This is a genomic window from Pseudomonas sp. MAFF 730105 (assembly GCF_055380705.1).
In genome coordinates, this window is sequence record NZ_AP018438.1 from 4,985,121 (window position 1) to 5,008,606 (window position 23,486).

General features: G+C 61.5%; 15 protein-coding genes, 4 tRNA genes and 1 pseudogene. 7 read left to right on the top strand and 13 right to left on the bottom strand.

Going from position 1 to position 23,486, the window contains the following annotated elements:
* Nucleotides 1-15: 15 nt before the first annotated feature.
* The 5 genes and pseudogenes from PCOSP_RS21685 to PCOSP_RS21705 all read right to left on the bottom strand — a co-directional run bounded on the left by PCOSP_RS21685 (nt 16) and on the right by PCOSP_RS21705 (nt 7,502).
* Nucleotides 16-4,811 (bottom strand): annotated as a pseudogene (locus PCOSP_RS21685) (RHS repeat-associated core domain-containing protein).
* A 405-nt stretch (nt 4,812-5,216) separates the two neighbouring features.
* On the bottom strand, nt 5,217-5,588 hold the full coding sequence (locus PCOSP_RS21690) for a hypothetical protein (protein WP_003179080.1): 372 nt from the start codon (nt 5,586-5,588) through the stop codon (nt 5,217-5,219).
* Nucleotides 5,585-5,926 carry a helix-turn-helix domain-containing protein gene (locus PCOSP_RS21695; protein ID WP_139648021.1) on the bottom strand — a complete coding sequence of 114 codons (342 nt, stop codon included), beginning with the start codon at nt 5,924-5,926 and terminating at the stop codon, nt 5,585-5,587. Before PCOSP_RS21695 ends, PCOSP_RS21690 begins: the two co-directional genes overlap by 4 nt.
* Before the next feature lie 113 nt (nt 5,927-6,039).
* Nucleotides 6,040-6,495, bottom strand: a complete 456-nt coding sequence (locus PCOSP_RS21700; protein WP_139648020.1) for a YkvA family protein — start codon at nt 6,493-6,495, stop codon at nt 6,040-6,042.
* A 293-nt stretch (nt 6,496-6,788) separates the two neighbouring features.
* Nucleotides 6,789-7,502 (bottom strand): FKBP-type peptidyl-prolyl cis-trans isomerase, encoded by a 714-nt coding sequence (locus tag PCOSP_RS21705; RefSeq protein ID WP_139648018.1) that lies wholly within the window; start codon nt 7,500-7,502, stop codon nt 6,789-6,791.
* A gap of 268 nt (nt 7,503-7,770) precedes the next feature.
* Here PCOSP_RS21705 and PCOSP_RS21710 point away from each other — a divergent pair, with 268 nt between their 5' ends.
* On the top strand, nt 7,771-9,579 hold the full coding sequence (locus PCOSP_RS21710) for a di-heme-cytochrome C peroxidase (RefSeq protein ID WP_464709499.1): 1,809 nt from the start codon (nt 7,771-7,773) through the stop codon (nt 9,577-9,579).
* A gap of 31 nt (nt 9,580-9,610) precedes the next feature.
* Complete coding sequence (locus tag PCOSP_RS21715; protein ID WP_464709500.1) at nt 9,611-10,747, top strand: catalase family protein; 1,137 nt, start codon at nt 9,611-9,613, stop codon at nt 10,745-10,747.
* A gap of 157 nt (nt 10,748-10,904) precedes the next feature.
* On the opposite strand, the gene PCOSP_RS21720 is transcribed toward PCOSP_RS21715, so the two are convergent.
* The 4 genes from PCOSP_RS21720 to PCOSP_RS21735 form a co-directional block, all read right to left on the bottom strand.
* A tRNA-Asp gene (locus PCOSP_RS21720) sits at nt 10,905-10,981 on the bottom strand.
* A 17-nt stretch (nt 10,982-10,998) separates the two neighbouring features.
* Nucleotides 10,999-11,074, bottom strand: a tRNA-Val gene (locus PCOSP_RS21725).
* A gap of 174 nt (nt 11,075-11,248) precedes the next feature.
* Nucleotides 11,249-11,325, bottom strand: a tRNA-Asp gene (locus PCOSP_RS21730).
* A gap of 19 nt (nt 11,326-11,344) precedes the next feature.
* Nucleotides 11,345-11,420: transfer RNA gene (locus tag PCOSP_RS21735), tRNA-Val, on the bottom strand.
* 160 nt (nt 11,421-11,580) lie between these two features.
* Here PCOSP_RS21735 and rdgC point away from each other — a divergent pair.
* From rdgC to sugE, 3 genes are all read left to right on the top strand, one after another.
* Nucleotides 11,581-12,501 carry a recombination-associated protein RdgC gene (gene rdgC / locus PCOSP_RS21740; protein ID WP_024779702.1) on the top strand — a complete coding sequence of 307 codons (921 nt, stop codon included), beginning with the start codon at nt 11,581-11,583 and terminating at the stop codon, nt 12,499-12,501.
* A gap of 149 nt (nt 12,502-12,650) precedes the next feature.
* Entirely contained in the window at nt 12,651-13,619 is a 969-nt protein-coding gene (locus tag PCOSP_RS21745; protein ID WP_175363147.1) for a bile acid:sodium symporter family protein, read from the top strand.
* Nucleotides 13,620-13,750: 131 nt separating this feature from the next.
* The gene (gene sugE / locus PCOSP_RS21750) at nt 13,751-14,065 is read left to right on the top strand and encodes a quaternary ammonium compound efflux SMR transporter SugE (RefSeq protein WP_139648009.1); all 315 of its coding nucleotides are present in this window, start codon (nt 13,751-13,753) and stop codon (nt 14,063-14,065) included.
* A gap of 88 nt (nt 14,066-14,153) precedes the next feature.
* On the opposite strand, the gene PCOSP_RS21755 is transcribed toward sugE, so the two are convergent.
* The 4 genes from PCOSP_RS21755 to PCOSP_RS21770 form a co-directional block, all read right to left on the bottom strand.
* Entirely contained in the window at nt 14,154-16,028 is a 1,875-nt protein-coding gene (locus PCOSP_RS21755) for an MFS transporter (RefSeq protein ID WP_464709501.1), read from the bottom strand.
* A gap of 100 nt (nt 16,029-16,128) precedes the next feature.
* Nucleotides 16,129-17,277 (bottom strand): TDT family transporter, encoded by a 1,149-nt coding sequence (locus PCOSP_RS21760; RefSeq protein ID WP_464709502.1) that lies wholly within the window; start codon nt 17,275-17,277, stop codon nt 16,129-16,131.
* Between the two features lie 104 nt (nt 17,278-17,381).
* Nucleotides 17,382-17,693, bottom strand: coding sequence for a cupin domain-containing protein (locus PCOSP_RS21765; RefSeq protein ID WP_175363143.1), 312 nt, complete (start codon nt 17,691-17,693; stop codon nt 17,382-17,384).
* 68 nt (nt 17,694-17,761) lie between these two features.
* The gene (locus tag PCOSP_RS21770; protein ID WP_464709504.1) at nt 17,762-18,955 is read right to left on the bottom strand and encodes an MFS transporter; all 1,194 of its coding nucleotides are present in this window, start codon (nt 18,953-18,955) and stop codon (nt 17,762-17,764) included.
* Nucleotides 18,956-19,070: 115 nt separating this feature from the next.
* Here PCOSP_RS21770 and PCOSP_RS21775 point away from each other — a divergent pair, with 115 nt between their 5' ends.
* Together PCOSP_RS21775 and PCOSP_RS21780 are read left to right on the top strand one after the other, a co-directional pair.
* Nucleotides 19,071-19,610, top strand: a complete 540-nt coding sequence (locus tag PCOSP_RS21775; RefSeq protein WP_175363141.1) for a TetR/AcrR family transcriptional regulator — start codon at nt 19,071-19,073, stop codon at nt 19,608-19,610.
* Between the two features lie 371 nt (nt 19,611-19,981).
* Nucleotides 19,982-23,452: a hybrid sensor histidine kinase/response regulator gene (locus tag PCOSP_RS21780; RefSeq protein ID WP_464709505.1), complete on the top strand. Its 3,471-nt coding sequence runs from the start codon at nt 19,982-19,984 to the stop codon at nt 23,450-23,452.
* The last annotated feature ends 34 nt before the right edge of the window (nt 23,453-23,486 follow it).

Below are 23,486 nucleotides of genomic sequence, written 5' to 3' on the forward strand. Positions count from 1 at the left end.
CATTTTTCGTCTAGCTTAATCAATAGGAAAGGCAGTAAACGGTTTATCAGTTTGAACTCTGTCAAATTTCACTTCTGCACCATTCATGTGTTCATTCAGAATTGGATTGGTTCTATCTCTTCTGTTGGGTTTGTACCCCCGACCGGCGCCAGGCATTTCCATCCTAACAATAGGGTTTTGCCTTCTGTCGAATCCCGTATGCGCGGGTAAACCCCGAGCCGTTCTTGTAAGAGCTTCATTTAGTGCGTGCATCTGCATTCTCCAACTCTTAAATTGAGAGCTAGAGCTCACGGGGCCTATTTGTCCGCTTATCGTTGGATGACTCCCGTCAATTGGCCGCTGCCTTACCGCCCTATCTGGTATCTCGGGATTATGCTTAGCAACAGTATGCATGTCATATTTCCTCTCATACTCCTCTACACGTCGCTTAGCATTCGCCTCCGCTAACTCATCAATCCGAGCCCGCCGCTGCTCCGCCGTCATCGGCAGTCGCGGCTCTCCCTCATCTACCCCAACCTTGGCAGCCGGATCCTGCTCCCCAACCGCCGGCCTGCACCCACCCTTCCCCGGGCAATCCACCAACCCCAACGGATCCACCCACCCCGTCGGGTTCAGGGTGTACCGATACCCATTGAGCCCACCCGCCAGTTTGCTCGGATCAGGCGTCAGGTAGCGGCCCGTTTCCGGATTGTAGTAGCGGTGCCGGTTGTAGTGCAGGCCGCTTTCCGGGTCGAAGTATTGGCCCTGGAAGCGCAGCGGTTGTTCCAGTTGTTCGCCGCCGCCGTGCTCTATCGCTCGGACTTTGCCGTAGCCGTGGTAGCGCGCCGACCAGACGATCTGGCCGCCGTAGTTGGTCAGTTCCTGGGGCGTGCCCAGGTGGTCGAGGTGGTAGTAGAACGGGCAGGCGTTGAGGCCTTTGCCGTCGAGCAGCGCCAGCGGGCGGAAGGTGCCGGGTTCGTAGAGGTAGCTGCGGTGGTGATGGCGGCTGCTTTCGGCAACGAGTTGGTCGCCCTGCCAGAAGAACTCGGTGGTCAGGCCGGCCACGGTCTTGCTGATGCGTCGGCCGAAGGCGTCGTAGCGGTAGGACGTTTCGCGACCGTCCGCCGTGGTGACGCCAATCAGGCGGTGCTGGCTGTCGTAGCGGTATTCGGTGACGAGGACCTGGGCCTTGCCACGGCGTTCGCGGATCAGGTTGCCGAAGGCGTCGTAGTCGTAGTGACGGTCGCCCTCCATCAGCAGGCGATTGCCCTTGAGGTGGGTCGGGCCGGGGCGGTCCTGCATCAGCAGGTTGCCGGCCGGGTCGTGGGCGAAGTGTTCCGCGGGATCGGTATGGGAATGCTCGATCCGGGTCAGGCGGTCCAGCGGATCGTACTGGTACTCGCGCCGCCCTCGACGGCTGTCGGAAATGGCGGCGAGGTTGCCCTTGGGGCTGTAGGCATAATCGCGCCAGAACAGCGTCTGCTGGCTCTGCAGCACGGTGTGGGCCTTGAGCCGGCCCTGTTCGTCGTGTTCGTACTGGCTGAGCAGCAGGCCCTGTTGGCGCTGAAGTTCGCGGCCTCCACGCAGTTGGTGTTCGGTGAGGCGTGCGCCGTTCAGGTCGATGGCAGTCAGTGCACCGCCCGGGGCATGGTGGTAGTCGAGGCGGCTATCGTCCGGCAGGCGCAGGTGATTGAGCCGCCCGCAGGCGTCGTAGCCATAGCGCAGGGTGCCCCAGCCCTGATGCTCGGTGATCAGCCGGTCCTGGGTGTCGTACTCGAAGGCCAGCGGGTGGTCGCTGCCGTCATCGACATAAACCAGCCGACCCAGCCCGTCATAGCGGTACTGGATCGCCTGGCCGTCGGGCAGGGTCTTGATCAGCAGCCGTCCGGCCGTGTCGCGCTGGTAGGCAGTGACAAGCTGGCTGCCGTCGGCACCGAACTCGGTTTTCTCCAGCAGATGCCCATTGAGGTCGTAGGCATAAGCGGTGCGCTGGCCGTCGAAGCCGATTTGCTGTCGGATCAAACCGCTGGGGGTGTAGTCCAGCTGATACTTTTCCCCGGACTCGTTCTCGATCTCGGTCAGCAGCAGCAGCGCCGAGTCGTAGCGGTAGCGCAACGTGCTGCCGTCGGGATTGATGCGGCGGCTGACCAGGTGCAGGTCGTCGGCGTACTCGTAGCGGGTGACGCGGCCCTGTTCGTCGCGCTCGGAGGTGACCTTGCCGTAGGCGTTGTAGGTCCAGGCTCGAGTAGCACCAGAGGGCAAGGTGGTCTGCAGCAACCGGCCCACGGCGTCCCATTGGTAGTGCGTCACCCCGCCGTGTTCATCCTGGCGGGTCAGCAAGCGCCCCAGAGCGTCGTAGGCAAAAGCCCGCTGGCTGCCGTCAGGCAGGGTTTCTTCTGTCAGTTGGCCGAGCCGGTTCCAGGTGAACCGGTGTTCACTGGCATCCGGGTAGTGGATCGACAACAACTGCCCGTGGGCATCGTAGGCATACCAGGTGCGCTGTTGATCCGGGTCGATGGCCTCGATCACCTCGCCACGGTCGTTGCGCCGATAGGTCCATACGGCTTTGCCACGGGAACGGGCGTGCAGGAAACCGTTGCGGTATTCGTAGGACGTGGGCGCGTCTTCGGGTGGAATCAGCGCCACTAGACGCCCGACTTCGTCGTAGTGGTATTCGGTGACGGCGCCCAACGGGTCCTGTTCGGCGATCAGCCGGCCTTGTTCGTCGTAGGCCTTGAGGTGTTCGCCGCCGTCGGGCTCGACCTTGCGCACCAGCCGTGCGCGGTCGTCGTGGACATAGGTCTCTTCGCTGCCGTCGAGGTGCCGGACCGTGACGCTGCCGTCCTCGCCCCAGCTGTAACGGGTGTCCATCTGCGCGAACGAGGCCCAGTGCCGCACGCAGCGGGCGGCCTGGCCGACGCCCTGCCATTCCCAGAAGAAACTCGCCCCGCCGGCCAGTTGTCGCTGGAGGATGACGTGGGCATCGTCGTAGTCGTAGCGCTCGCTTTCCCCGGCGGCGTTGGTCGCTTCGACCAGCCGTGAGCGCGCGTCGTAGCGGTAGGTCGCCAGGGTCTGTTCGGTGCGCCAGGCTTCGTCCAGGGTGAGGGCCGGGTGAAAGCTCTGGTAGTCGAGAGCGATGAGGTGGCGCTGTTCGTAGCGCAGTTGCAGGGCGCGTCCGGCGCCGTTGTCCAGGCGGCTGATGTCGCCATGGATGTTGCGCTGGATCGTCAGGCGGTTGTCGTAGCGGTCGCTGAGGGCGGTCAGATGACCGTCGCGAAAGTGTAGGAAAGGCGCCTGTTCGCCGGGCTGGGCGACGATCAGTTCGTCCGGCTCGGTGCCCAGGTAGATGGCCGCCCGGGCCAGGCTGTTGTGGATTGCCGGGCGCTGGGCATTGGGCAGCGGAAAGGTCGTGCGACGGTTTTCCTGGTCGATCCAGATGACCTGCTCGCCCTCAAGCAGCAGGCGGTGCGCCAGGGCATGGCTCCAGCCGCGTCCCAGCCCCACGTCCTGATCCGCCGCGCTGCTGCGGTACAGGCGGGTGAAGACGAACGACAAGCGGCCATCGAGCGTGCCGTCGTCCAGGGTCAGCAGTTCCTCGCCGGTGACCATCGATACCGGACAGCCGTCGGTGCGGGTCAGGGCCGCGCTGTCGGCGCTGTCGCCGTTGGGGTTTTTCGATTGGGCCGGGGCGTCGTCGTGGGGTTCGGGCTTTTTCAGTGCGGTGTTGCGTTGCGCATCCCAGCGCAGCTGCATCCGGCCTTTTTTTACTCCGGCCGCAATGCCGCGCGCCGCCACAGTCTTGTAACGGTCGACGTAGCCCATGAAACCGTTGACGACCGCAAAGATCGCGCTGACGAAACGCTGTACGGCATTTATCAGGCTTGCGCCGTGCTTGGCCAGCCGCATTGCCAGGTAAGCGACGCCAGCCCCCGCCCCGGCGAAGGTCAGCACCACGCCAATCAGCAGGTCAAGCAGCAACTGCACCACCACCGTCGAGAGTGCTTCGCTCGTTTCGCCGGCGATCTCACTGGGTGGCAGCATCTCCAGCCAGAGACTGGCGGTGCGAACCAGCAGGCACAGCGCCGCTTCGTCACTGGTCAGCAACTGCAGCTTCGCCATCACTTGCGGCGCGTCCTGCGCCAGCTTCATCAACTGACCGGCACTGCTGCCCAGGCGGTCAACAAACTGCCCGGGGTCCTTGAGGATGTCCGAGAGCAGGTTGAGGCTGTCCCATACCCCTTCGATTGCCGCCCAACTGCCGGCGAGCAAGCCGTTGCCCACCGCAGTTGCCGAGGTGGCCAGGGATTGCTGCGCCCACTGCGGCTTGAACCCCTGCCATTCGCCGCGCAGCCAGTCTGTCAGTTGCGTGGTCAGGCCATCGTAGGAGGAAAACAACTGACCGATCTGCGCGGGCGATACCTCGCCCTGGACATGGACCCGATAGAACTTCCCCGCATCCCCCTGAAGACTCCCAGCCCCTGGGCATCCAGGATGACCGGCGTGACCTCGCCGCTGTCCACCGCCACCACATCCACCACGATGTCGCCCAGCGGAATGTCGTACACCGATTCGAGTTTGCTCTCGATCGTCATCACCCCGCCTTGGGGGCACTGGACGACGGTGGAGAGGAAATCATCATCGCCGGTGCTGACGACGGTGGTGTTGTCACCGAAGCGAATCAACCGCTCCATGCCCATCAGCGAAGGCAGGTCGGCCGCCTGGCTGGCCCGGTCTGCCGCACGGACGTACCAGCGCTCCAGTTGCTCGCGATAGAGGGAAAGGGTGTCTTTGAAACTGTCGAGCTCCTGCTCGATACGGTGCACCTGATCCATCAAGGCATGACGCGATCAAGGGCCAGCAGGAAAAACCGGTCGAACATGGGCAAACGTCTCGCAGCACTCAGGAAGCGCGAGACTTTGCCGGGGATCGCAAAGGAAATAAGTCAGGGAAAGATGCAGTAGACGTAGGGCGATTCGCTAAATGCAAAAACCCATCGCCCCCTTGGAGTCGATGGGTCTTTAACCCGCCAAAAAAATCGTCGACGGCGATTGCTCAGCGCATGCGTCAGTTGCTGAAGCGCCCGCGATTTAAAGCCGCATACCCAACTGAGCCCCAGGCAAACATATTCATTTTCGACTTGGCTGCCCGATTTTTCTTGAGCGGCCCAGGAAAATCTCAAGAATGCCCGGTTTTTCCGATTTTCTTTAACCGGTCCGCGCCAGGATCCGTCAGAACAATCAGGCCTCCGCCGACTCCGGATACTCATACTCGAACACCCGCACCACTTCCGAAGCATGCCAGGACGCGGCGGCCACGCCATCGGAAGGGCCGGAAAAACGCCCCAGGCGTTCGACACACTCGAAGAAACCGGTTCGGGGTAACCGGCTGGCGCCCTGGCTGATGACCAGGGAGCTGCGCAACGGCTGTTCGGCCCGGGCGTCCAGCGCCGCCAGATGTTCAAGGGCGGCGGTCAGGGTCTGCATGGCCGGGCTGGGCAGCTGCAAACGCTCCAGCAAGGCACGATACGTCAACAAATGGCGCTGGCGGCGCGCCTGGTCCAACTCACCCAACAACCCATCCCAATGCTGCCGACTGATACGTACACTCACGATCCTTCCCTCCAACCCGGCACCGTCAATTCCCAGGCCAGACTACGTCGAATCGCAGCATCGGGCTGACGCTCGCCGCTTTCGATCATGGCCAGATAAGACGGGCTGATACCTACCGTGCGGGCCAGCGCCTCGATGGCGATGCCCTTCCCTTCGCGCAAACTGCGTAATTGATCCAGGCCAGGAAGAATCTGGTCCGGTGCCGCCGCGTGCTGGGCCTTGGCCTCTTGCGGCGGTGCTTGATGGATGCCTGCGGCTTTCAACAACGACTGGTACTGGTCCCACGGCAAAACCGCGTACTCGGGCTCTCCGTCGCGTGTGATTATCTGAATATCCATCTCTACCCCGTAGGACGATGACACTTAGCGAGTCAGCCTTTTCCTTGGAAGTGTAATCCTAAATGGCGGCTAAGGTCGCGGGGTGATGGTCGTCCGAAGGGAAACGAACAGAATCAGGGCTTTTTCTGCTCCTGGAGCTGCAGTTGTCGAGGGGTATCGGGAAGTCTTTCGACCCGTGCGAGCTTGTCGGGGGACTGCGCATCACGCCAGGCGCGGAAGGCACTGAGCTCGTCATCGAGGGTTTTCATGATCCACGCCAGCACGGCGATATCGTCGATCATGCCAAACATTGGCAGCAGGTCCGGAATCGCATCCAGGGGGCTGAGGAAATACATGAGCCCCGCCACCACCGATAGCAACGACTTGGCACTGACCGCCCGGTATTCGCCACGCCAGTAAGCCAGGCATAACGCCTGCAACAAACGCAGATCGTCCTTGAGCCTCCCCAGCCGTCCGCCTTCCCGGGCACTCTTGCGGGCGACGGCAAACAACAGCGTCGGCAAGCGGCCACGGGCCAGCAACCGTCCTGCCAAAGGCAGGAATCGTGCAAAATTCCACGGTGCCTTCATTTTTTCTTCCTACTGAAATGTTATCCACACAAATTGTGGATAACCTTGTGAACAGAGCTGCATTTCACCGCTGAAGCCCCCGTTTCATAAGGCCTGAGCTCAGATCGGGCGTTTTTTACTCACATAAAAAAACCCAATATTTCATTGACTTGACAGGCCGACTGGGTCTAGCCCAGCGCCTGTATTGCCTATGACTGCCGTCCGCGATGTGCGTTCGGTTTTTTCGGATTTTCCGCCGCCCGGATGCGACAACGCCCCGCATAAGCGAGGCGTTGTCGTTATAGCAGACGCGATTACTTGGCTGCGTCTTCTTTTGCCGGATCCTTGATCGCCAACAGTTCCAGGTCGAAGACCAGGACCGAGTTGGCAGGGATCGCAGGGCTCGGACTCTGGGCACCGTAGGCCAGGTCGCTCGGGATGTACAGTTTGTACTTCTCGCCGACATGCATCAGTTGCAGACCTTCGACCCAACCCGGGATCACACCGCTGACCGGCAGGTCGATCGGGCTACCGCGTTCCACGGAGCTGTCGAACACGGTGCCATTGGTCAGCTTACCGGTGTAGTGGACAGTCACTACGTCGGTCGGCTTGGGCTGTGGGCCGTCAGCTTTCTTGACCACTTCGTACTGCAAGCCGGAAGCGGTGGTGGTCACGCCAGGCTTCTTGCCGTTTTCCTCGAGGAATTTCTTGCCGGCGGCCGCCGACTCTTCACTCATCTTGGCCATGCGCTCTTCGGCACGCTTTTGCAGTGCGGCAAAGGCTTCGACCAGTTCTTCGTCTTTCAGCTTCTGTTCTTTCTTGCCGACGGCATCTTCGATGCCCTGGGCGACCGCTTTGGAGTCCAGGTCGTCCATACCTTCCTGAGCCAGGCTTTTGCCCATGTTCAGGCCGATACCGTAGGAAGCTTTCTGCGCCGGGGTTTTCAGCTCAACGCTGGTCTGCGAGTCGCAACCTGCGAGTACCAGGCCAACCAGGGCAACCGCCGCCGCCAACCGATGCTGTTTCATGCTATTTCCTTGTTCATGCGCCTAAAGGGCAATCGAGTAAAGCCGCGAGCTTATCAGGCCGCCACGACCAATGGCTACCGGCATGTGAGCGGAAAACCGGTGATAAGTTCAGGTGCCACAAACGCTTTTTGATCCTGTGCAGATGAAGCATCTGTCATCCGTTACGTACAGGGACCTGTCGCCGCACCCTGCGGCCGGAAAATAATGGCCACTTGCCGGCCGCGCGGCACTGAGGCATAAGGGCGTATCAAAAAACAAGGATGTGACCGTGCGCCTCCTCTCTCGCATTTTCCTGCTGCTCCTCGTACTGGTACTGGTCGCCGTGGCCGTGGTGCTTTATTACGTCGCCAATCCGCGCCTGCCGTTCTACACGCCCGTCGAACAGGTCCACTACCTGGATCAATGGAGCGCCGCCGAGCGCCAGACGTATTACTTCACGCCCCAGGGGACGCAAGTCAAAGGCCTGCGTTACGAGTGGTTCACGGCCCTTGAGTTGCCCTTCTCGCAGCAGCGCTTCGCGTCGCCCGAATACCTGGCGCGCTTCGGCTTTCTGGTCGATCCGGCGCAGAAAGCCTCCCAGGACAACCCCGGCAACCTGCCGGTGGGTTTTGCGCGACACCAGAACCCGGGCAGCACCGAACAATTCCTGGACATCACCTGTGCCGCCTGCCACACCGGCGAATTACGTTTCAAGGGCCAGGCGATACGGATCGACGGCGGCTCGGCGCAACATGTCCTGCCCTCCAGCGTGCCAACCTTGCGCGGCGGCAGTTTCGGACAGGCACTGGTCGCCAGCCTCGCCTCGACCTACTACAACCCGTGGAAATTCGAACGCTTCGCTCGCCAGGTCCTGGGCCAGGACTACGATGATGCCCGCCACGACGCATTGCGCAAGGCATTCAAGGATTCTCTGGATACGTTCCTGCGGGTCGCCTGGAATGACACCCACCGCGGCCTCTACCCCACCGAGGAAGGTCCTGGCCGTACCGACGCGTTTGGCCGCATCGCCAATGCCAGTTTCGGCGACGCCATTTCGGCGACGAATTACCGGGTCGCCGACGCCCCGGTGGATTACCCACAGTTGTGGGACATCTGGACCTTCGACTGGGTGCAATGGAACGGTTCGGCCCAACAGCCGATGGCCCGCAACGTCGGTGAGGCGCTGGGTGTGGGCGCCACGCTGAATTTCTTCGACGCCCAGGGCAAGCCATTGCAGGGCGATGCGCGCTACCCTTCCAGCGTACGCGTGCGCGATCTGCATACGATCGAAGAAACCCTGCAACTGCTCAACCCCCCGGCGTGGCCGGAAGCACTGCTGGGCTCGATCGATAAACCCCTCGCCGCCAAGGGCCGGGCGTTGTTCGCGGAAAACTGCGCCGGCTGCCATGTGCCCAAGGTGGTCCAAGGCCCCGACAGACCGGTCCAGCAACTGCACATGCTGCCAGTGAAGGTGATCGGCACCGACCCGGGCACGGCCAATAACATTGCCGACCACCGCTTCGACTTGACCAGCCTGCAATGGGACCCGGCCGAACTGGCGAAACTGGACGTACAACTGCACCCGACGCCGACGCAACCGCTGGACCTGAGCCAGGTTTCGGTCGCCAAGGGCCTGGCCTACGTCACGGCGTTCGTCGAGAACCGCGCCTACCGCGACGCCGGCGTCACCCCGGTCGAGCGACCGGCCATGGATGGCTTCGGCCTGCCCATCGGTGTACGCGAACTGCGCGCCTACAAGGCCCGGCCACTGGCCGGCGTCTGGGCCACGCCACCGTTCCTGCATAACGGCTCGGTGCCGACGATCTATCAGTTGCTGTCCCCTCAGGACGAACGAGCGACCACCTTCTATAAAGGCAGCTTCGAGTACGATCCCCGGCACCTGGGTTATCGCACCGAAGCCTTTACCAACGGTTTTCTCTTCGACACCCGGATCACCGGCAACCACAACAGCGGTCATGAATTCCGCGCCGGCGAACGGGGTAACGGGGTGATCGGTCGCCTGCTGCAACCGCAGGAACGCTGGGCATTGCTGGAGTACCTCAAGGTGCTGGGCGGGCCGCTGGAATCGCAACTGTAATGATGAATCTCTCAGGCAAAAGGACTGACCCATGCTGATCACGCTCTGGCTGCGCCTCGGCGCCTTTCTGGGCAAGACACTCCTGTGGCTGCTGGGCATCGGCTTGTTCGGCTGGGCGTTCGCCACGGCGTGGCTCGCCTGGCAACACAGCGGACCGGTGTCGGACAAGGAACAGATGCCACCCGGCGAAGCCGCCATGACCCAAGAGATCATCCAGACCGCCATCCGCATCGTCGATCAGCATCGCGAAGGCACGCGTTATCTGCGGGACGCCCATGCCAAGGCACACGGCTGCGTGATGGCCGAAGTCCAGGTACCGACCGATCTGCCTGCCCCCCTGCGCCAGGGCGTGTTTGCCGAGCCGGGCAAGGTCTGGCAGGCGACGATGCGCCTGTCCAATGGCAACGCGTACCCTCAGTTCGATAGCCTGCGTGACGCACGCGGGATGGCCATCAAGCTGTTGAACGTGCCGGGCAAGCCGCTGCTGGCGGACCGACAATCAGAGGGTGAACAGGATTTCGTGATGTTCAATCACCCGAACTTCTTCGTCAGTGATGTCGCCGAGTACCGTCAGAATGTTGCTGCCCAGGCCGATGGAAAAAAAGTGATGGCTTTCTTCCCAGGGCTGGACCCGCGCAGTTGGCAGATCCGCCACCTGTTCATCGCCCTGGCGACATTGTCACCGCCTCCCGCCAGTCCGACCCAGACTACGTATTTTTCGGTGTCGCCCTACAAGTTCGGTGAGGCCAACGCCAAGTTTCGCGTCGCGCCAGACCCGGACAGTTGCCCAAGCTATACCTTGCCAACACAAAACCAGGCGCTGCCGAATTTTCTGCGCAGTGCGTTGCATCAGCAGTTATCCACAGACCGGGTGCCAGCGTGTTTTGTCCTGCAGATCCAACGCCAGGACCCAGGCAAATACATGCCGATCGAGGACACCAGCGTTGAATGGCGAGAAAGTGACGCGCCGTTCGAGACGGTGGCGCGAATCAAGGTACCGCCCCAGGACTTCGACACCCCCAAGCTGAACCTGGCCTGCGACAACCTGTCGTTCAATCCGTGGTTCGGCATCGAGGCGCACCGCCCTATCGGCGGCATCAACCGCTTGCGTAAGGCGGTGTACGAGGCGGTCAGCGATTACCGTCACAGCCGGAACGCCGAGCAATAGATAAATGCCTTGGAAATGATCGTTCCCCCGCTCCGCGTGGGGACGCAAGCAGGGACAGCCAAGGCGTGCCCACTCAAACGGCAGACAGCAAAAAGCCCGCTCAATGAGCGGGCTTTTTGTTGGTGACCTGGCGTTCAGTATTCCAGGTCATCGAATATGGCGCAGCGGACGGGACTCGAACCCGCGACCCCCGGCGTGACAGGCCGGTATTCTAACCGACTGAACTACCGCTGCGCGTAACATTGAAAGTTTGGTGGGTGATGACGGGATCGAACCGCCGACATTCTGCTTGTAAGGCAGACGCTCTCCCGGCTGAGCTAATCACCCTTCACTCTCGATGCGGGGCGCATTCTCTCACACTTTTTCGTAATGTGCTGATTTAATTAGCAAAATCAGAAAAAAGTAATCGATACGCACCGCAGGAATCGCAAACAGCAAAAAGCCCGCATAAGCGGGCTTCCTGGTGGTCATCTGGCGTTCAGTATTCCAGATAACCGAATATGGCGCAGCGGACGGGACTCGAACCCGCGACCCCCGGCGTGACAGGCCGGTATTCTAACCGACTGAACTACCGCTGCGCGTAACACTTGAAACGAATGGTGGGTGATGACGGGATCGAACCGCCGACATTCTGCTTGTAAGGCAGACGCTCTCCCGGCTGAGCTAATCACCCTTCGCTTTCGGTGTGGCGCGCATTCTACGGAGCGTCTCCCGAGCTGGCAAGCACTTTTTAAATTAATTTCCTCAGGTCTTCCAAAGGCTTAGCGAAGGGTTGGCCTATGGCGCCGCGAAGAGAATAATGCGCTCCTTTGTATAAAGGAGAGACTCACCCCATGTGGTTCAAAAACCTGCTTATCTATCGCCTGACCCAAGATCTGCCTTTTGATGCCGAGGCGTTGGAAACTGCACTGGCCAGCAAACTGGCGCGTCCATGTGCAAGCCAGGAGTTGACCACTTACGGTTTCGTCGCGCCGTTCGGCAAAGGCGAAGACGCTCCTCTGGTGCATGTCAGCCAGGATTTCCTGTTGATCGCTGCGCGCAAGGAAGAACGCATCCTGCCTGGCAGCGTCGTACGCGATGCGGTGAAGGAAAAGGTCGAAGAGATCGAAGCCGAACAGATGCGCAAGGTCTATAAAAAGGAACGGGACCAGATCAAGGATGAAATCATCCAGGCGTTCCTGCCCCGTGCATTCATTCGTCGCTCCTCCACCTTCGCCGCCATTGCGCCGAAACAGGGGCTGATCCTGGTCAACTCCGCCAGCCCGAAACGCGCCGAAGACCTGCTGTCCACCCTGCGCGAAGTCATCGGCTCGCTGCCTGTGCGTCCACTGACGGTCAAGACCGCACCGACCGCCATCATGACTGACTGGGTCAAGACCCAGAAAGCCGCGGACGACTTCTTCGTGCTGGACGAATGCGAGCTGCGCGACACCCATGAAGACGGTGGCATCGTGCGCTGCAAGCGCCAGGACCTGACCAGCGACGAAATCCAGCTGCACCTCAACACCGGCAAGGTGGTGACGCAACTGTCGCTGGCCTGGCAGGACAAGCTGTCGTTTGTCCTCGATGACAAAATGGTGGTCAAGCGCCTGAAGTTCGAAGATCTGTTGCAGGACCAGGCGGAACAGGACGGCGGCGATGAAGCCCTCGGCCAACTGGACGCCAGCTTCACGCTGATGATGTTGACCTTCGGCGAATTCCTGCCGGCGCTGGTGGAAGCGTTGGGTGGGGAAGAGACGCCTCAGGGGATCTGACGACATAGCGTTACCCCTGTGGGAGCGAGCCTGCTCGCGAAAGCGGTATGCCAGTCGACATTTCACTGACTGTCACACCGCTTTCGCGAGCAGGCTCGCTCCCACATTGGTTTTGTGTTGTTTCAATTACTAATAACAAGGATCTGGTCATGCGCGCATTGGCTGCACTGAGCCGCTTTGTCGGCAATACCTTCGCTTACTGGGTACTGATTTTCGCCATCGTGGCATTCCTGCTGCCGCAGTGGTTCGTGGATCTGAAAGTCGCCATCGTGCCCTTGCTGGGGCTGGTGATGTTTGGCATGGGCCTGGCGCTCAAGCTGGAAGATTTTGCCGAAGTGGCCCGCCGCCCAGGGCGTGTAGCCTTGGGGGTGATTGCCCAGTTCGTCATTATGCCCGGTACCGCGTGGCTGCTTTGCCAATTGTTCAGCCTGCCACCGGAGATCGCCGTCGGTGTGATTCTGGTGGGCTGCTGCCCGAGCGGCACGTCGTCCAATGTCATGACCTGGCTGGCGCGCGGCGACCTGGCTCTGGCCGTGGCGATCTCCGCGATCACGACCCTGCTGGCTCCCCTGCTGACCCCGGCGCTGATCTGGTTGCTGGCCTCGGCCTGGTTGCCGGTGTCATTCTCGGCGCTATTCTGGTCGATCCTGCAAATCGTGCTGTTGCCGATTGCACTGGGCATCATTGCCCAACGCCTGTTGGGTGCACGGGTTCGTCATGCTGTAGAAGTGCTGCCGCTGATATCAGTGGTGAGCATCGTGATCATCGTGGCCGCGGTGGTGGCGGCCAGTCAGGCGAAGATCGCCGAATCCGGCCTGCTGATCATGGCCATTGTGATGTTGCACAACAGCTTCGGTTACCTGCTGGGGTATTTCACCGGGCGCTTGTTCGGTCTTCCATTGGCGCAACGCAAGACCCTGGCGCTGGAAGTGGGCATGCAGAACTCCGGTCTGGGCGCCGCCCTGGCGAGTGCGCACTTTTCGCCATTGGCGGCGGTGCCCAGCGCGTTGTTCAGCGTCTGGCACAACATCTCCGGGGCGCTGCTCTCAACCTACTTCCGCCGCATGAGCGAAAAGCAGGACCGCGAAGCGCTCGCCGCCGGGCAAGCGGCCGACTGAAAGCAGGCTTGATCGAGTGCCCGGGAATGGGCACTCTACCCTTTCAGCGCGGGGACGACCCCGCCACTTGATCCCATCCGCCGATCAAGTGTCAATCCGGGGACGACCCCATCGACTGATGGAGGTGCTCGATGTCCTGGATCATTCTGTTTTTTGCCGGCCTGTTCGAAGTCGGCTGGGCTGTCGGCCTGAAATACACCGACGGCTTCAGCCGCCCTCTCCCCACTGCATTGACGGTTGCAGCCATGGCGATCAGCCTTGGCCTGCTCGGCCTTGCCATGAAGGAATTGCCACTGGGCACGGCCTACGCGATCTGGACCGGAGTCGGCGCCGTGGGCACGGTGATCGCCGGGATTATTCTATTTGGTGAGTCGATGGCGCTGGTTCGGTTGGTCAGCGTTGCGTTGATCATTGCGGGATTGATCGGGCTTAAAGTCAGCGCCTAGACCCTTTTGCAAATAGAGCCTGTGGAAGCAGGGCCTGTGGGAGCAAGGCCTTGCTCCCACAGATTAGGGCCTCATAAGGCCTGAGTGTTTACCTGACATTCCCACGCAACTCGCCGACCAGCGCTTGCAGCCTGGCCGGCTCAGCCATCTCCACCGCCACCGCCGACCCCGCCACCAGGGTCACCCGCGACCATAACCGCCGAAACAGGCCCTTGGCCGGATCACGACTGAAGAAACTGCCCCATAAGCCCTGCAACGCCAGGGGAATCACCGGCACCGGCGTCTCCTGCAGGATGCGCGTCAAGCCGCTCTTGAACTCATTGATCTCACCATCAGCGGTCAACTTTCCTTCAGGAAAGATGCACACCAGCTCGCCATCCTTCAGATACTGCGCGATCCGCGTGAAGGCCTTTTCGTAGATATGAATATCCTCCTGGCGCCCGGCAATCGGAATGGTCCCGGCAGTGCGAAAGATGAAATTCAGAACGGGCAGGTTGTAGATCTTGTAGTACATCACGAAGCGAATCGGCCGACGCACCGCGCCGCCAATCAGCAGCGCGTCGACGAAGGAGACGTGATTGCAGACCAACAGCGCGGCGCCTTCATCGGGAATAGCGTTCAGATTGCGGTGCTCCACCCGGTACATGGAATGGCTCAGGAGCCAGATCATGAAACGCATGGTGAACTCGGGGACGATCTTGAAGATGTAGGCGTTGACGCCGATGTTCAGCAGCGACACCACCAGGAACAGCTGCGGGATCGACAGCTTGGCCAGGCTCAGCAATACGATGGAGACAATGGCCGAGACCACCATGAACAAGGCATTGAGAATGTTGTTGGCGGCAATCACCCGTGCCCGCTCGTTTTCAGCGGTGCGCGACTGGATCAGCGCGTACAGCGGCACGATGTAGAAGCCGCCGAACACGCCGAGGCCCAGGATATCGATCAGCACCAGCCAGGCATGACCGAAGCCAAGCAGTTCGAGCCAGCCATGGCCGTCGACACTGTCGGGGATTCCACCGGAATGCCACCACAACAACAGCCCGAACACCGTCAGGCCGAACGAACCGAACGGCACCAGGCCGATCTCGACCTTGCGTCCGGACAGCTTTTCGCAGAGCAGCGAACCCAGGGCTATGCCTACCGAAAACACCGTCAGGATCAAGGTCACCACGGTTTCGTCGCCGTGCATCCAGTCTTTGGCGTAAGCCGGAATCTGCGTCAGGTAAATCGCCCCGACAAACCAGAACCAGGAGTTGCCGACAATGGAACGGGACACCGCCGGGGTTTGCCCCAGGCCCAGTTTCAAGGTGGCCCAGGATTGACTGAAGATGTTCCAGTCCAGACGCATTTGCGGCGACGCGGCCGCCGCCCGGGGAATGCTGCGGCTGGCCAGGTAACCGAGCACGGCGATGCCGATGATCGCGGTCGACACCACCGGTGCATAGTGGGCCGAAGACATCATGACCCCAGCGCCGATGGTGCCGGCGAGGATCGCCAGGAAGGTGCCCATCTCCACCAGGCCATTACCGCCGACCAGTTCGTCCTCGTGCAGCGCTTGGGGCAGGATCGAATATTTGACCGGACCGAACAGCGCCGAGTGGGTGCCCATGGCGAACAGCGCCACCAGCATCAGCGACAAGTGATCGAACAGAAAGCCCACCGCGCCGACTGTCATGATGACGATTTCGCCAAGCTTGATCAGACGGATCAACGCATCCTTGGCGAATTTTTCCCCGAACTGCCCCGCCAGCGCCGAGAACAGAAAGAACGGCAGGATGAACAGCAGCGCGCACAGGTTGACCCAGATCGAACGATCGCCCTCGATGGTCAGCCGGTAGAGAATGGCGAGGATCAGCGACTGCTTGAACACATTGTCGTTGAAGGCCCCTAGGGATTGCGTGATGAAAAACGGCAGGAAACGCCGTCGGCGAAGCAAGGTGAACTGCGAAGGGTGACTCATCTTCCATGTTCCTGAGTGGCGTGGACGCTTATTGGAATAACGTTTTTTTATCCAGGCCACACATTAACCTACGGCACGTCGCTTGGGAGCCGCCGGGCAATTATTTCGCCAGCCCGGCAATGCACGGCGACACGAACAACTCACCGTGCCAGGCACCCGACAGCGTGCGCCAACCGACAATCAGCCACAGCACCACCAGCATCGCCACCAGCAGGCAACCGAACAGCGTGAAGAACCCCAGGCCCAACAGGCTCGCCAGTTTCAGCGTCGTCAATGCGTACACGCCCAAGGGGAAAGTAAAGCCCCACCAGCCGAGATTGAACGGGATGCCTTCGCGCAAGTAGCGCGCCGTGATCAGCAGCGCCATCAACATCCACCAGAACCCAAAGCCCCATAGCGTGACGCCGGCCACCAGCCCCAGGCCGGCGGAGATTTCACCGACGCCAGGCAAACCGTTGGCCGCAAAGATCATCGGGGCGTCGCTGCCCAGTACCAACATGCCCAGGGCCCCCGTACCGATGGGCCCCAGGGCCAGCCAACTTGAGGCCGCCATGCTTTCGTGGGGCAATTTGTGCAAGGCCATGCGCAGCAGCAGAATCGTCAGAATGCTGAACGCCACCGGCAGGGAAAAAGCCCAGAGCACGTAGCTGGCGACCAACATGACCAGTTGCGAATGGACGTCAGCCAGATGCGGCGCCAAGAGCCCGCCACTGGCGGCAGCGACTTCGGCGGCCACCACCGGCAACAACCACACGGCGGTCATCTGGTCGATCCGGTGTTCCTGCCGGGTGAACATCAGGAATGGGATCAACACGCCACAGGCCAGGGACAGCGCCACATCGACCCACCACAACGCCTCAGCCAGCGACACCACGGCCTCTCCCCAGCGCGGCAGGCCGAAAACCAGGAAACCGTTGATGATGGTCGCCAGCCCCATGGGAATGGTGCCGAAGAACATCGAGACCGTTGAGTGGCCGAAAATCCGCCGCGCTTCGTCGAAGAACAAAAGCCAGCGGGCAGCGTACAAACCGCTGAACAACACGAACAGCAGGATGTTGAACAACCACAACCCTTCACCCACGACTCGCAGGCCAGGCACATTGCCCGGCCATTGCGCCAAGGCCAGGGCGAGTACGCCGGTCCCCATGGTCACGGCGAACCAGTTGGGCGTGAATTGGCGAATGGCCTCCAACGGCCTGGGCAAATGGCTCAGTGGGCGCAAACGGTTTGTTGCAGGGCAGCATGTCATGACGAACTCCAGTCCCCGGTTGAGGTGGAGTCATCTTAGAGCCGGATCGAATATCGATATAACGGGTAATTTCTCTATATGTTATCCATTTTACAGATAACCCATTAGACGCTGCCTTCACTTTCGATCACCAGGATTCTCGCCGGTCCCTGGGGCTTGGCCACATGCTCGGTCCCGACCGAGGCGTAGAAAATATCCCCAACCCCCAGCAAGGTATCTTTTTCGATCCCCTCCTCCCGATAGCACATCTGCACAAGCCCATCGAGCACCACGAAGACTTCCTGACCATCGTTGACATGCCATTTGTACGGCTGATCGGTCCAGTGCAGGCGCGTGGTGATGCCGTTCATGTTAGCGATGTCCAACGCGGCCCAGGCACGGTCGCCGGTGAAGGACTTGCTGCGAATAATCTTCAAGGGAAATCACCAGAGATAAATGGCAAGACGCCTAGGCTAGCTCAATTCAACCGTCTGCATTCAACGCATCAAGGTCGAACGCCACTGCCTGCCGGCTTGGCGGCCTGACGCAACAGCCCCAGCAACGCAGCGCTCGCCAACAGGATCAGCACCAGGCCATAGCCATCGGTTGTCGGGATCAATCCGAACACCCGCGTCAGGTTCCCGGCCAGCAGTGACGGCAAGCTGAAAGCCAGGTAACTGAGCACATAGAATGCCGACATCAAGCCGGCCCGCTCATGGGGCAAGGCCAGCGGCATGATGCTGCGCAGCGCGCCCAGGAAACCCGCGCCGAAACCGCTGCCGGTCACCAGGGTGCCGATGAAGAACAACGGCAGGCTGCCTGTGTGCGCGGCGATCAATACCAGGGCGAGGCCGGTCATCAATAAGCTGGCGGCAAGCCGCAGCATCTTCTCTGCACTCTGGTTGCGCAGCGTGTAGATGGACAAGGCCCCGGTAAGCGTCAGGGCTGCCACCAATGCACCGCCAATCAGGTTGGAGGTCGATCCGGTCGCTGCCCGCACCAGGGACGGCGCCAACGACAGATAGAAACCACCCACCGCCCAGGCCGCCAGGTTCAGCGGCAGGACCCGCCACAGGGGCCGTCGCGCCTGCGGCGGCACATGCAAGGTTGGACACAGGGACTGCCAGGCACCGGATTGCGGGCTGACACTTTCTTTCAGACGCCAGAGATAGATCGCCTGGGCCAGGAACAGGCCCAGCAATAGCCAATAGGTCAGTTGCAGGGGCAACGGCGCGAACTCCGCCAGCAAGCCACACCCCAGCGCCCCGCAGGCCATCCCCAGCAAGGGCGCGACACTGGTGATCAGTGGGCCCTGCTGGCGATCGAAGTCCAGCAGCGCGGCCCCCAGTACACTGGTGGCCATGCCCGTGGCGAAGCCCTGGATCAACCGGGCCCCGATCAGCCACGCGATGCTGTCGGCGTTGATAAACAGCAGCATCGCCAGCATGTTGAGCACCAGCGCCACGAAGATCACCGGTTTGCGACCCAGGTAATCCGACAACGAGCCCACGGTCAGCAAGGCTGCCAACAGGCTGAAGGCGTATACGCCGAAGATCAGTGTGAGGATGGCCGGGGAAAACTGCATGTGTTCCTGATAGAGGTGATACAACGGCGTCGGCGCGCTGGACGCGGCGAGGAAACCGAGCAAGGTGATGGCCAGGAATATCAGGCTGGCACGGGTCGAAGCTGGACGGGACATGGGCACACTCCGCAGACGCTGTTCACAAAACATCAGCAAAAGCTAATTTTTTGCTTTTGCCGAGTGTGCTACCGATGCGTGCTTAAAGCAAATTCTTTGTGTTAAGGTCCGATTCATGGCTATTAAAGAAGGTTTACGCCCCGGCGGCAGAAGCGCCCGGGTACAAGAGTCGATCCATTCGGCCGTCCGCGCCCTGCTCCAGGAACAGGACCGCGCCACGCTGACCGTGCCGCAGATTGCAGCGCGCGCGGGCGTGACGCCGTCCACCATCTACCGGCGCTGGGGTGACCTGCCGGCGCTGCTGGCCGACGTCGCTGTCGCCCGCATGCGCCTCGACAGCGAACCGGCCAACACCGGCAGCCTGCGCGGCGACCTGCGCGCCTGGGCCGAGCAATACCTGGACGAGATGAGTTCCGAACCCGGTCGCAACATGATGCGCGACATCCAGGCCTGCGCCACGCCAGGGCATTGCGTGGGGATCATCAGCGCTCAGTTGCAGATCATCCTGGAGCGTTATCCCGATGAACCAAATCCCGGCATCGAGAGATTGATCAATGTGATGGTGGCGCCAACAGTGTTCCGCATTCTCTTTGCCAGCGCGCCGCTGGAGGTAGAGGAATTGTATCGGTTGATTGATATCGCGCTGGCGCAGTAAGGCCGCCATCGCGAGCAGGCTCGCTCCCACAGGGAACAGGCGGCGCACGCCAGATCTGTGAATGGTCCATAACCCTGTGGGAGCGGGCTTGCTCGCGAAGACGACTTTACATTCACCATTGATGCAAGCTGACCCGGCGCTTTCGCGAGCAGGCTCGCTCCCACATTTTCAGAGGTGGATGAGAAGTTTGTGTCCGTCGCACATCCCCCTGTGGGAGCGAGCCTGCTCGCGATGAGGCCCGCAAATCCACGACATGACCCGAGTGCGACACCCCACCACGCCTCGACCTTGGTCGACACTGACGAACCCGAGCAGGCATGCGAGACTGTCTTGCCGGGCCCAAGCCCGGTGTTCTTCGTTCGGGAGTTTCCATGTCGTTGTCCAGCGGGCTGATCGCCGTTGTTGCCCTGGCCTATATGGCCATCATGTTCGCCATCGCCTTCTACGGTGACCGGCGCAGCACGCCGTTGCCTCCACGGGTACGGGCCTGGGTCTACAGCCTGTCGCTGGCGGTGTATTGCACCAGCTGGACCTTCTTCGGCGCGGTGGGCCAGGCGGCCGAACAGCTCTGGTCATTCCTGCCGATCTACCTCGGACCGATCCTGTTGCTGGTGCTGGCGCCATGGGTCCTGCAAAAAATGGTGATGATCAGTAAACAGGAGAACATCACCTCCATCGCCGACTTCATCGCCGCCCGCTATGGCAAGTCCCAGTCGCTGGCGGTGGTGGTCGCGCTGATCTGCCTGGTGGGCGTGCTGCCGTACATTGCCTTGCAACTCAAGGGTATCGTGCTCGGGGTGAACCTGTTGATCGGCGCCGGTGCCGATGCCATGGGCACCCGCGCCCAGGACACCGCGCTGATCGTCTCGCTGATCCTGGCCTTGTTCACCATCGTGTTCGGCACCCGCAACCTCGACGCCACCGAACACCACCGCGGCATGGTGCTGGCCATTGCCTTCGAGTCCCTGGTCAAGCTGTTCGCCTTCCTCGCGGTCGGCGCCTTCGTGACGTTCGGCCTCTACGACGGATTCGACGACTTGTTCGACCAGGCGATGCTCGCACCGCGCCTGGAGCAGTACTGGAAAGAAACCATCAACTGGCCGTCCATGGTGGTGCAGACCGGGGTGGCGATGATGGCGATCATCTGCCTGCCGCGCCAATTTCATGTGACGGTAGTGGAGAACATCGAGCCCCAGGACCTGCGCCTGGCCAAGTGGGTGTTCCCCGCCTACCTGGCCCTGGCCGCGCTGTTCGTGGTGCCCATCGCCCTCGCCGGACAAATGCTGTTGCCCAGCTCGGTGCTGCCGGACTCATTCGTCATCAGCCTGCCGCTGGCACAAGCCCATCCGGCGCTGGCATTGCTGGCGTTCATTGGCGGCGCCTCGGCGGCCACCGGCATGGTGATTGTCGCGAGCGTCGCCCTGTCCACCATGGTGTCCAACGACATGCTGCTGCCCTGGCTGTTGCGTCGCAACAACGCCGAGCGGCCGTTTGAAGTGTTCCGCCAGTGGATGCTCTCGGTGCGTCGGGTGAGCATCGTGGTGATCCTGCTGCTGGCCTACGTCAGCTACCGACTGCTGGGTTCCACCGCGAGCCTGGCCACCATCGGCCAGATCGCCTTCGCCGCGGTCACCCAATTGGCGCCCGCCATGCTCGGTGCGCTGTACTGGAAACAGGCGAACCGCCGCGGTGTATTCGCCGGCCTCGCCGCGGGGATTTTCCTCTGGTTCTACACCTTGGTGCTGCCGATCGCTGCCCACAGCCTGGGCTGGTCCCTGAGCGCGTTCCCGGGCCTGGCCTGGCTGCACGGCAACCCCTTGCATTTGCCGATCAGCCCACTGACCCAAGGCGTCGTCCTGTCCCTGGCCGGTAACTTCACGCTGTTTGCCTGGATCTCGGTGCTGTCGCGCACCCGTGTGTCGGAGCACTGGCAGGCCGGACGTTTCATCGGCCAGGAAATCAGCGCCCGCCCCAGCGCTCGGTCGATGCTGGCGGTGCACATCGAAGACCTGCTGCAACTGGCGGCACGTTTCGTCGGCGAGGAACGGGCGCGCCAGAGTTTCATCCGCTTTGCCTACCGCCAGGGCAAAGGCTTCAACCCGAACCAGAACGCCGACAGCGAATGGATCGCCCACACCGAACGCCTGCTGGCCGGCGTGCTCGGGGCCTCGTCGACGCGAGCCGTGGTCAAAGCCGCGATCGAAGGTCGGGAGATGCAACTGGAAGATGTGGTCCGGATCGCTGACGAAGCCTCGGAAGTGCTGCAGTTCAACCGTGCCCTGCTGCAAGGCGCCATCGAGAACATCACCCAGGGCATCAGCGTGGTCGACCAGTCTCTCCGGTTGGTGGCGTGGAACCGTCGATACCTGGAACTGTTCAACTACCCCGACGGCCTGATCAGCGTCGGCCGGCCCATTGCCGACATCATCCGCTACAACGCCGAACGCGGCCTCTGCGGTCCTGGCGAGGCCGAAGTCCATGTCGCCCGGCGCCTGCACTGGATGCGCCAGGGACGCGCCCACACGTCCGAGCGGCTGTTTCCGAACGGCCGAGTGATCGAGCTGATCGGCAACCCGATGCCCGGCGGCGGTTTCGTCATGAGCTTCACCGACATCACCGCTTTCCGCGAAGCCGCACAGGCCCTGACCGAAGCCAATGAAGGACTGGAGCAACGGGTGGCCGAACGCACCCGGGAATTGTCGCAACTGAACGAAGCCCTGACAGAAGCCAAAAGCACCGCCGAAGCGGCCTACCAATCCAAGACCCGCTTCCTGGCCGCCGTCAGCCATGACCTGATGCAACCCCTCAACGCCGCTCGACTGTTCTCCGCCGCACTGTCCCATCAACACGACGGTTTGCCAGGCGAAGCCCGGCAACTGGTACAGCACCTGGACAGTTCATTGCGCTCGGCCGAAGACCTGATCACCGACCTGCTGGACATCTCCCGCCTGGAAAACGGCAAGATCAACCCCGACCGCAAACCCTTCGCCCTCAATGACCTGTTCGATACCCTCGGCGCCGAGTTCACGGTGCTGGCACGGGAACAGGGCCTGAAATTCCGCGTTCGAGGCTCGCGACTGCGGGTCGACAGCGACATCAAACTGCTGCGGCGCATCCTGCAGAATTTCCTCACCAATGCCTTCCGCTATGCCAAGGGCCCCGTCCTGCTGGGCGTGCGTCGGCGCAACGGCGAGTTATGCCTGGAGGTCTGGGACCGCGGACCGGGCATCGCCGAAGATAAGCAACAGGTGATTTTCGAAGAATTCAAACGCCTGGACAGCCATCAGACCCGTGCCGAAAAAGGCCTGGGCCTGGGCCTGGCCATTGCCGACGGGCTGTGCCGCGTACTCGGCCACACGTTGCGCGTGCGCTCCTGGCCGGGACGCGGCAGTGTGTTCAGCGTCAGCGTGCCACTGGCCCATACGCAGATTGCCGCGCCCAGCATCGTGGCCGAACCCAACGGGCATTTACCCAGCGGCGCGCAGGTTTTGTGTGTCGATAACGAAGACAGCATCCTGATCGGCATGAACAGCTTGCTGACTCGCTGGGGTTGCCAGGTGTGGACAGCGCGCAACCGTGAAGAATGCGAGCGCTGGCTCGCCGAGGGCGGACGCCCGCAACTCGCCTTGGTGGATTTTCACCTCGACGACGGCGAAACCGGCACCGAGTTGATGGCCTGGTTGCGTACCCGCATGGGTGAACCGGTGCCGGGGGTCGTGATCAGCGCCGACGGCCGCCCCGAGACGGTGGCCCAGGTGCACGCCGCCGGGCTGGATTATCTGGCCAAACCGGTGAAGCCGGCGGCGTTGAGGGCGTTGTTGAGTCGGCATTTGCCGTTGTAGGAGCAACGCCGCTCCGGCCAGGCATCGAACCTGT

Coding starts and splice junctions, on each gene's coding strand:
- PCOSP_RS21695 (WP_139648021.1), bottom strand. CDS start 5,926: ATGGATATTCAGATAATCACACGCGACGGAGAGCCCGAGTACGCGGTT.
- PCOSP_RS21700 (WP_139648020.1), bottom strand. CDS start 6,495: ATGAAGGCACCGTGGAATTTTGCACGATTCCTGCCTTTGGCAGGACGG.
- PCOSP_RS21705 (WP_139648018.1), bottom strand. CDS start 7,502: ATGAAACAGCATCGGTTGGCGGCGGCGGTTGCCCTGGTTGGCCTGGTA.
- PCOSP_RS21715 (WP_464709500.1), top strand. CDS start 9,611: ATGCTGATCACGCTCTGGCTGCGCCTCGGCGCCTTTCTGGGCAAGACA.
- rdgC (WP_024779702.1), top strand. CDS start 11,581: ATGTGGTTCAAAAACCTGCTTATCTATCGCCTGACCCAAGATCTGCCT.
- PCOSP_RS21745 (WP_175363147.1), top strand. CDS start 12,651: ATGCGCGCATTGGCTGCACTGAGCCGCTTTGTCGGCAATACCTTCGCT.
- sugE (WP_139648009.1), top strand. CDS start 13,751: ATGTCCTGGATCATTCTGTTTTTTGCCGGCCTGTTCGAAGTCGGCTGG.
- PCOSP_RS21755 (WP_464709501.1), bottom strand. CDS start 16,028: ATGAGTCACCCTTCGCAGTTCACCTTGCTTCGCCGACGGCGTTTCCTG.
- PCOSP_RS21760 (WP_464709502.1), bottom strand. CDS start 17,277: ATGACATGCTGCCCTGCAACAAACCGTTTGCGCCCACTGAGCCATTTG.
- PCOSP_RS21770 (WP_464709504.1), bottom strand. CDS start 18,955: ATGTCCCGTCCAGCTTCGACCCGTGCCAGCCTGATATTCCTGGCCATC.
- PCOSP_RS21775 (WP_175363141.1), top strand. CDS start 19,071: ATGGCTATTAAAGAAGGTTTACGCCCCGGCGGCAGAAGCGCCCGGGTA.
- PCOSP_RS21780 (WP_464709505.1), top strand. CDS start 19,982: ATGTCGTTGTCCAGCGGGCTGATCGCCGTTGTTGCCCTGGCCTATATG.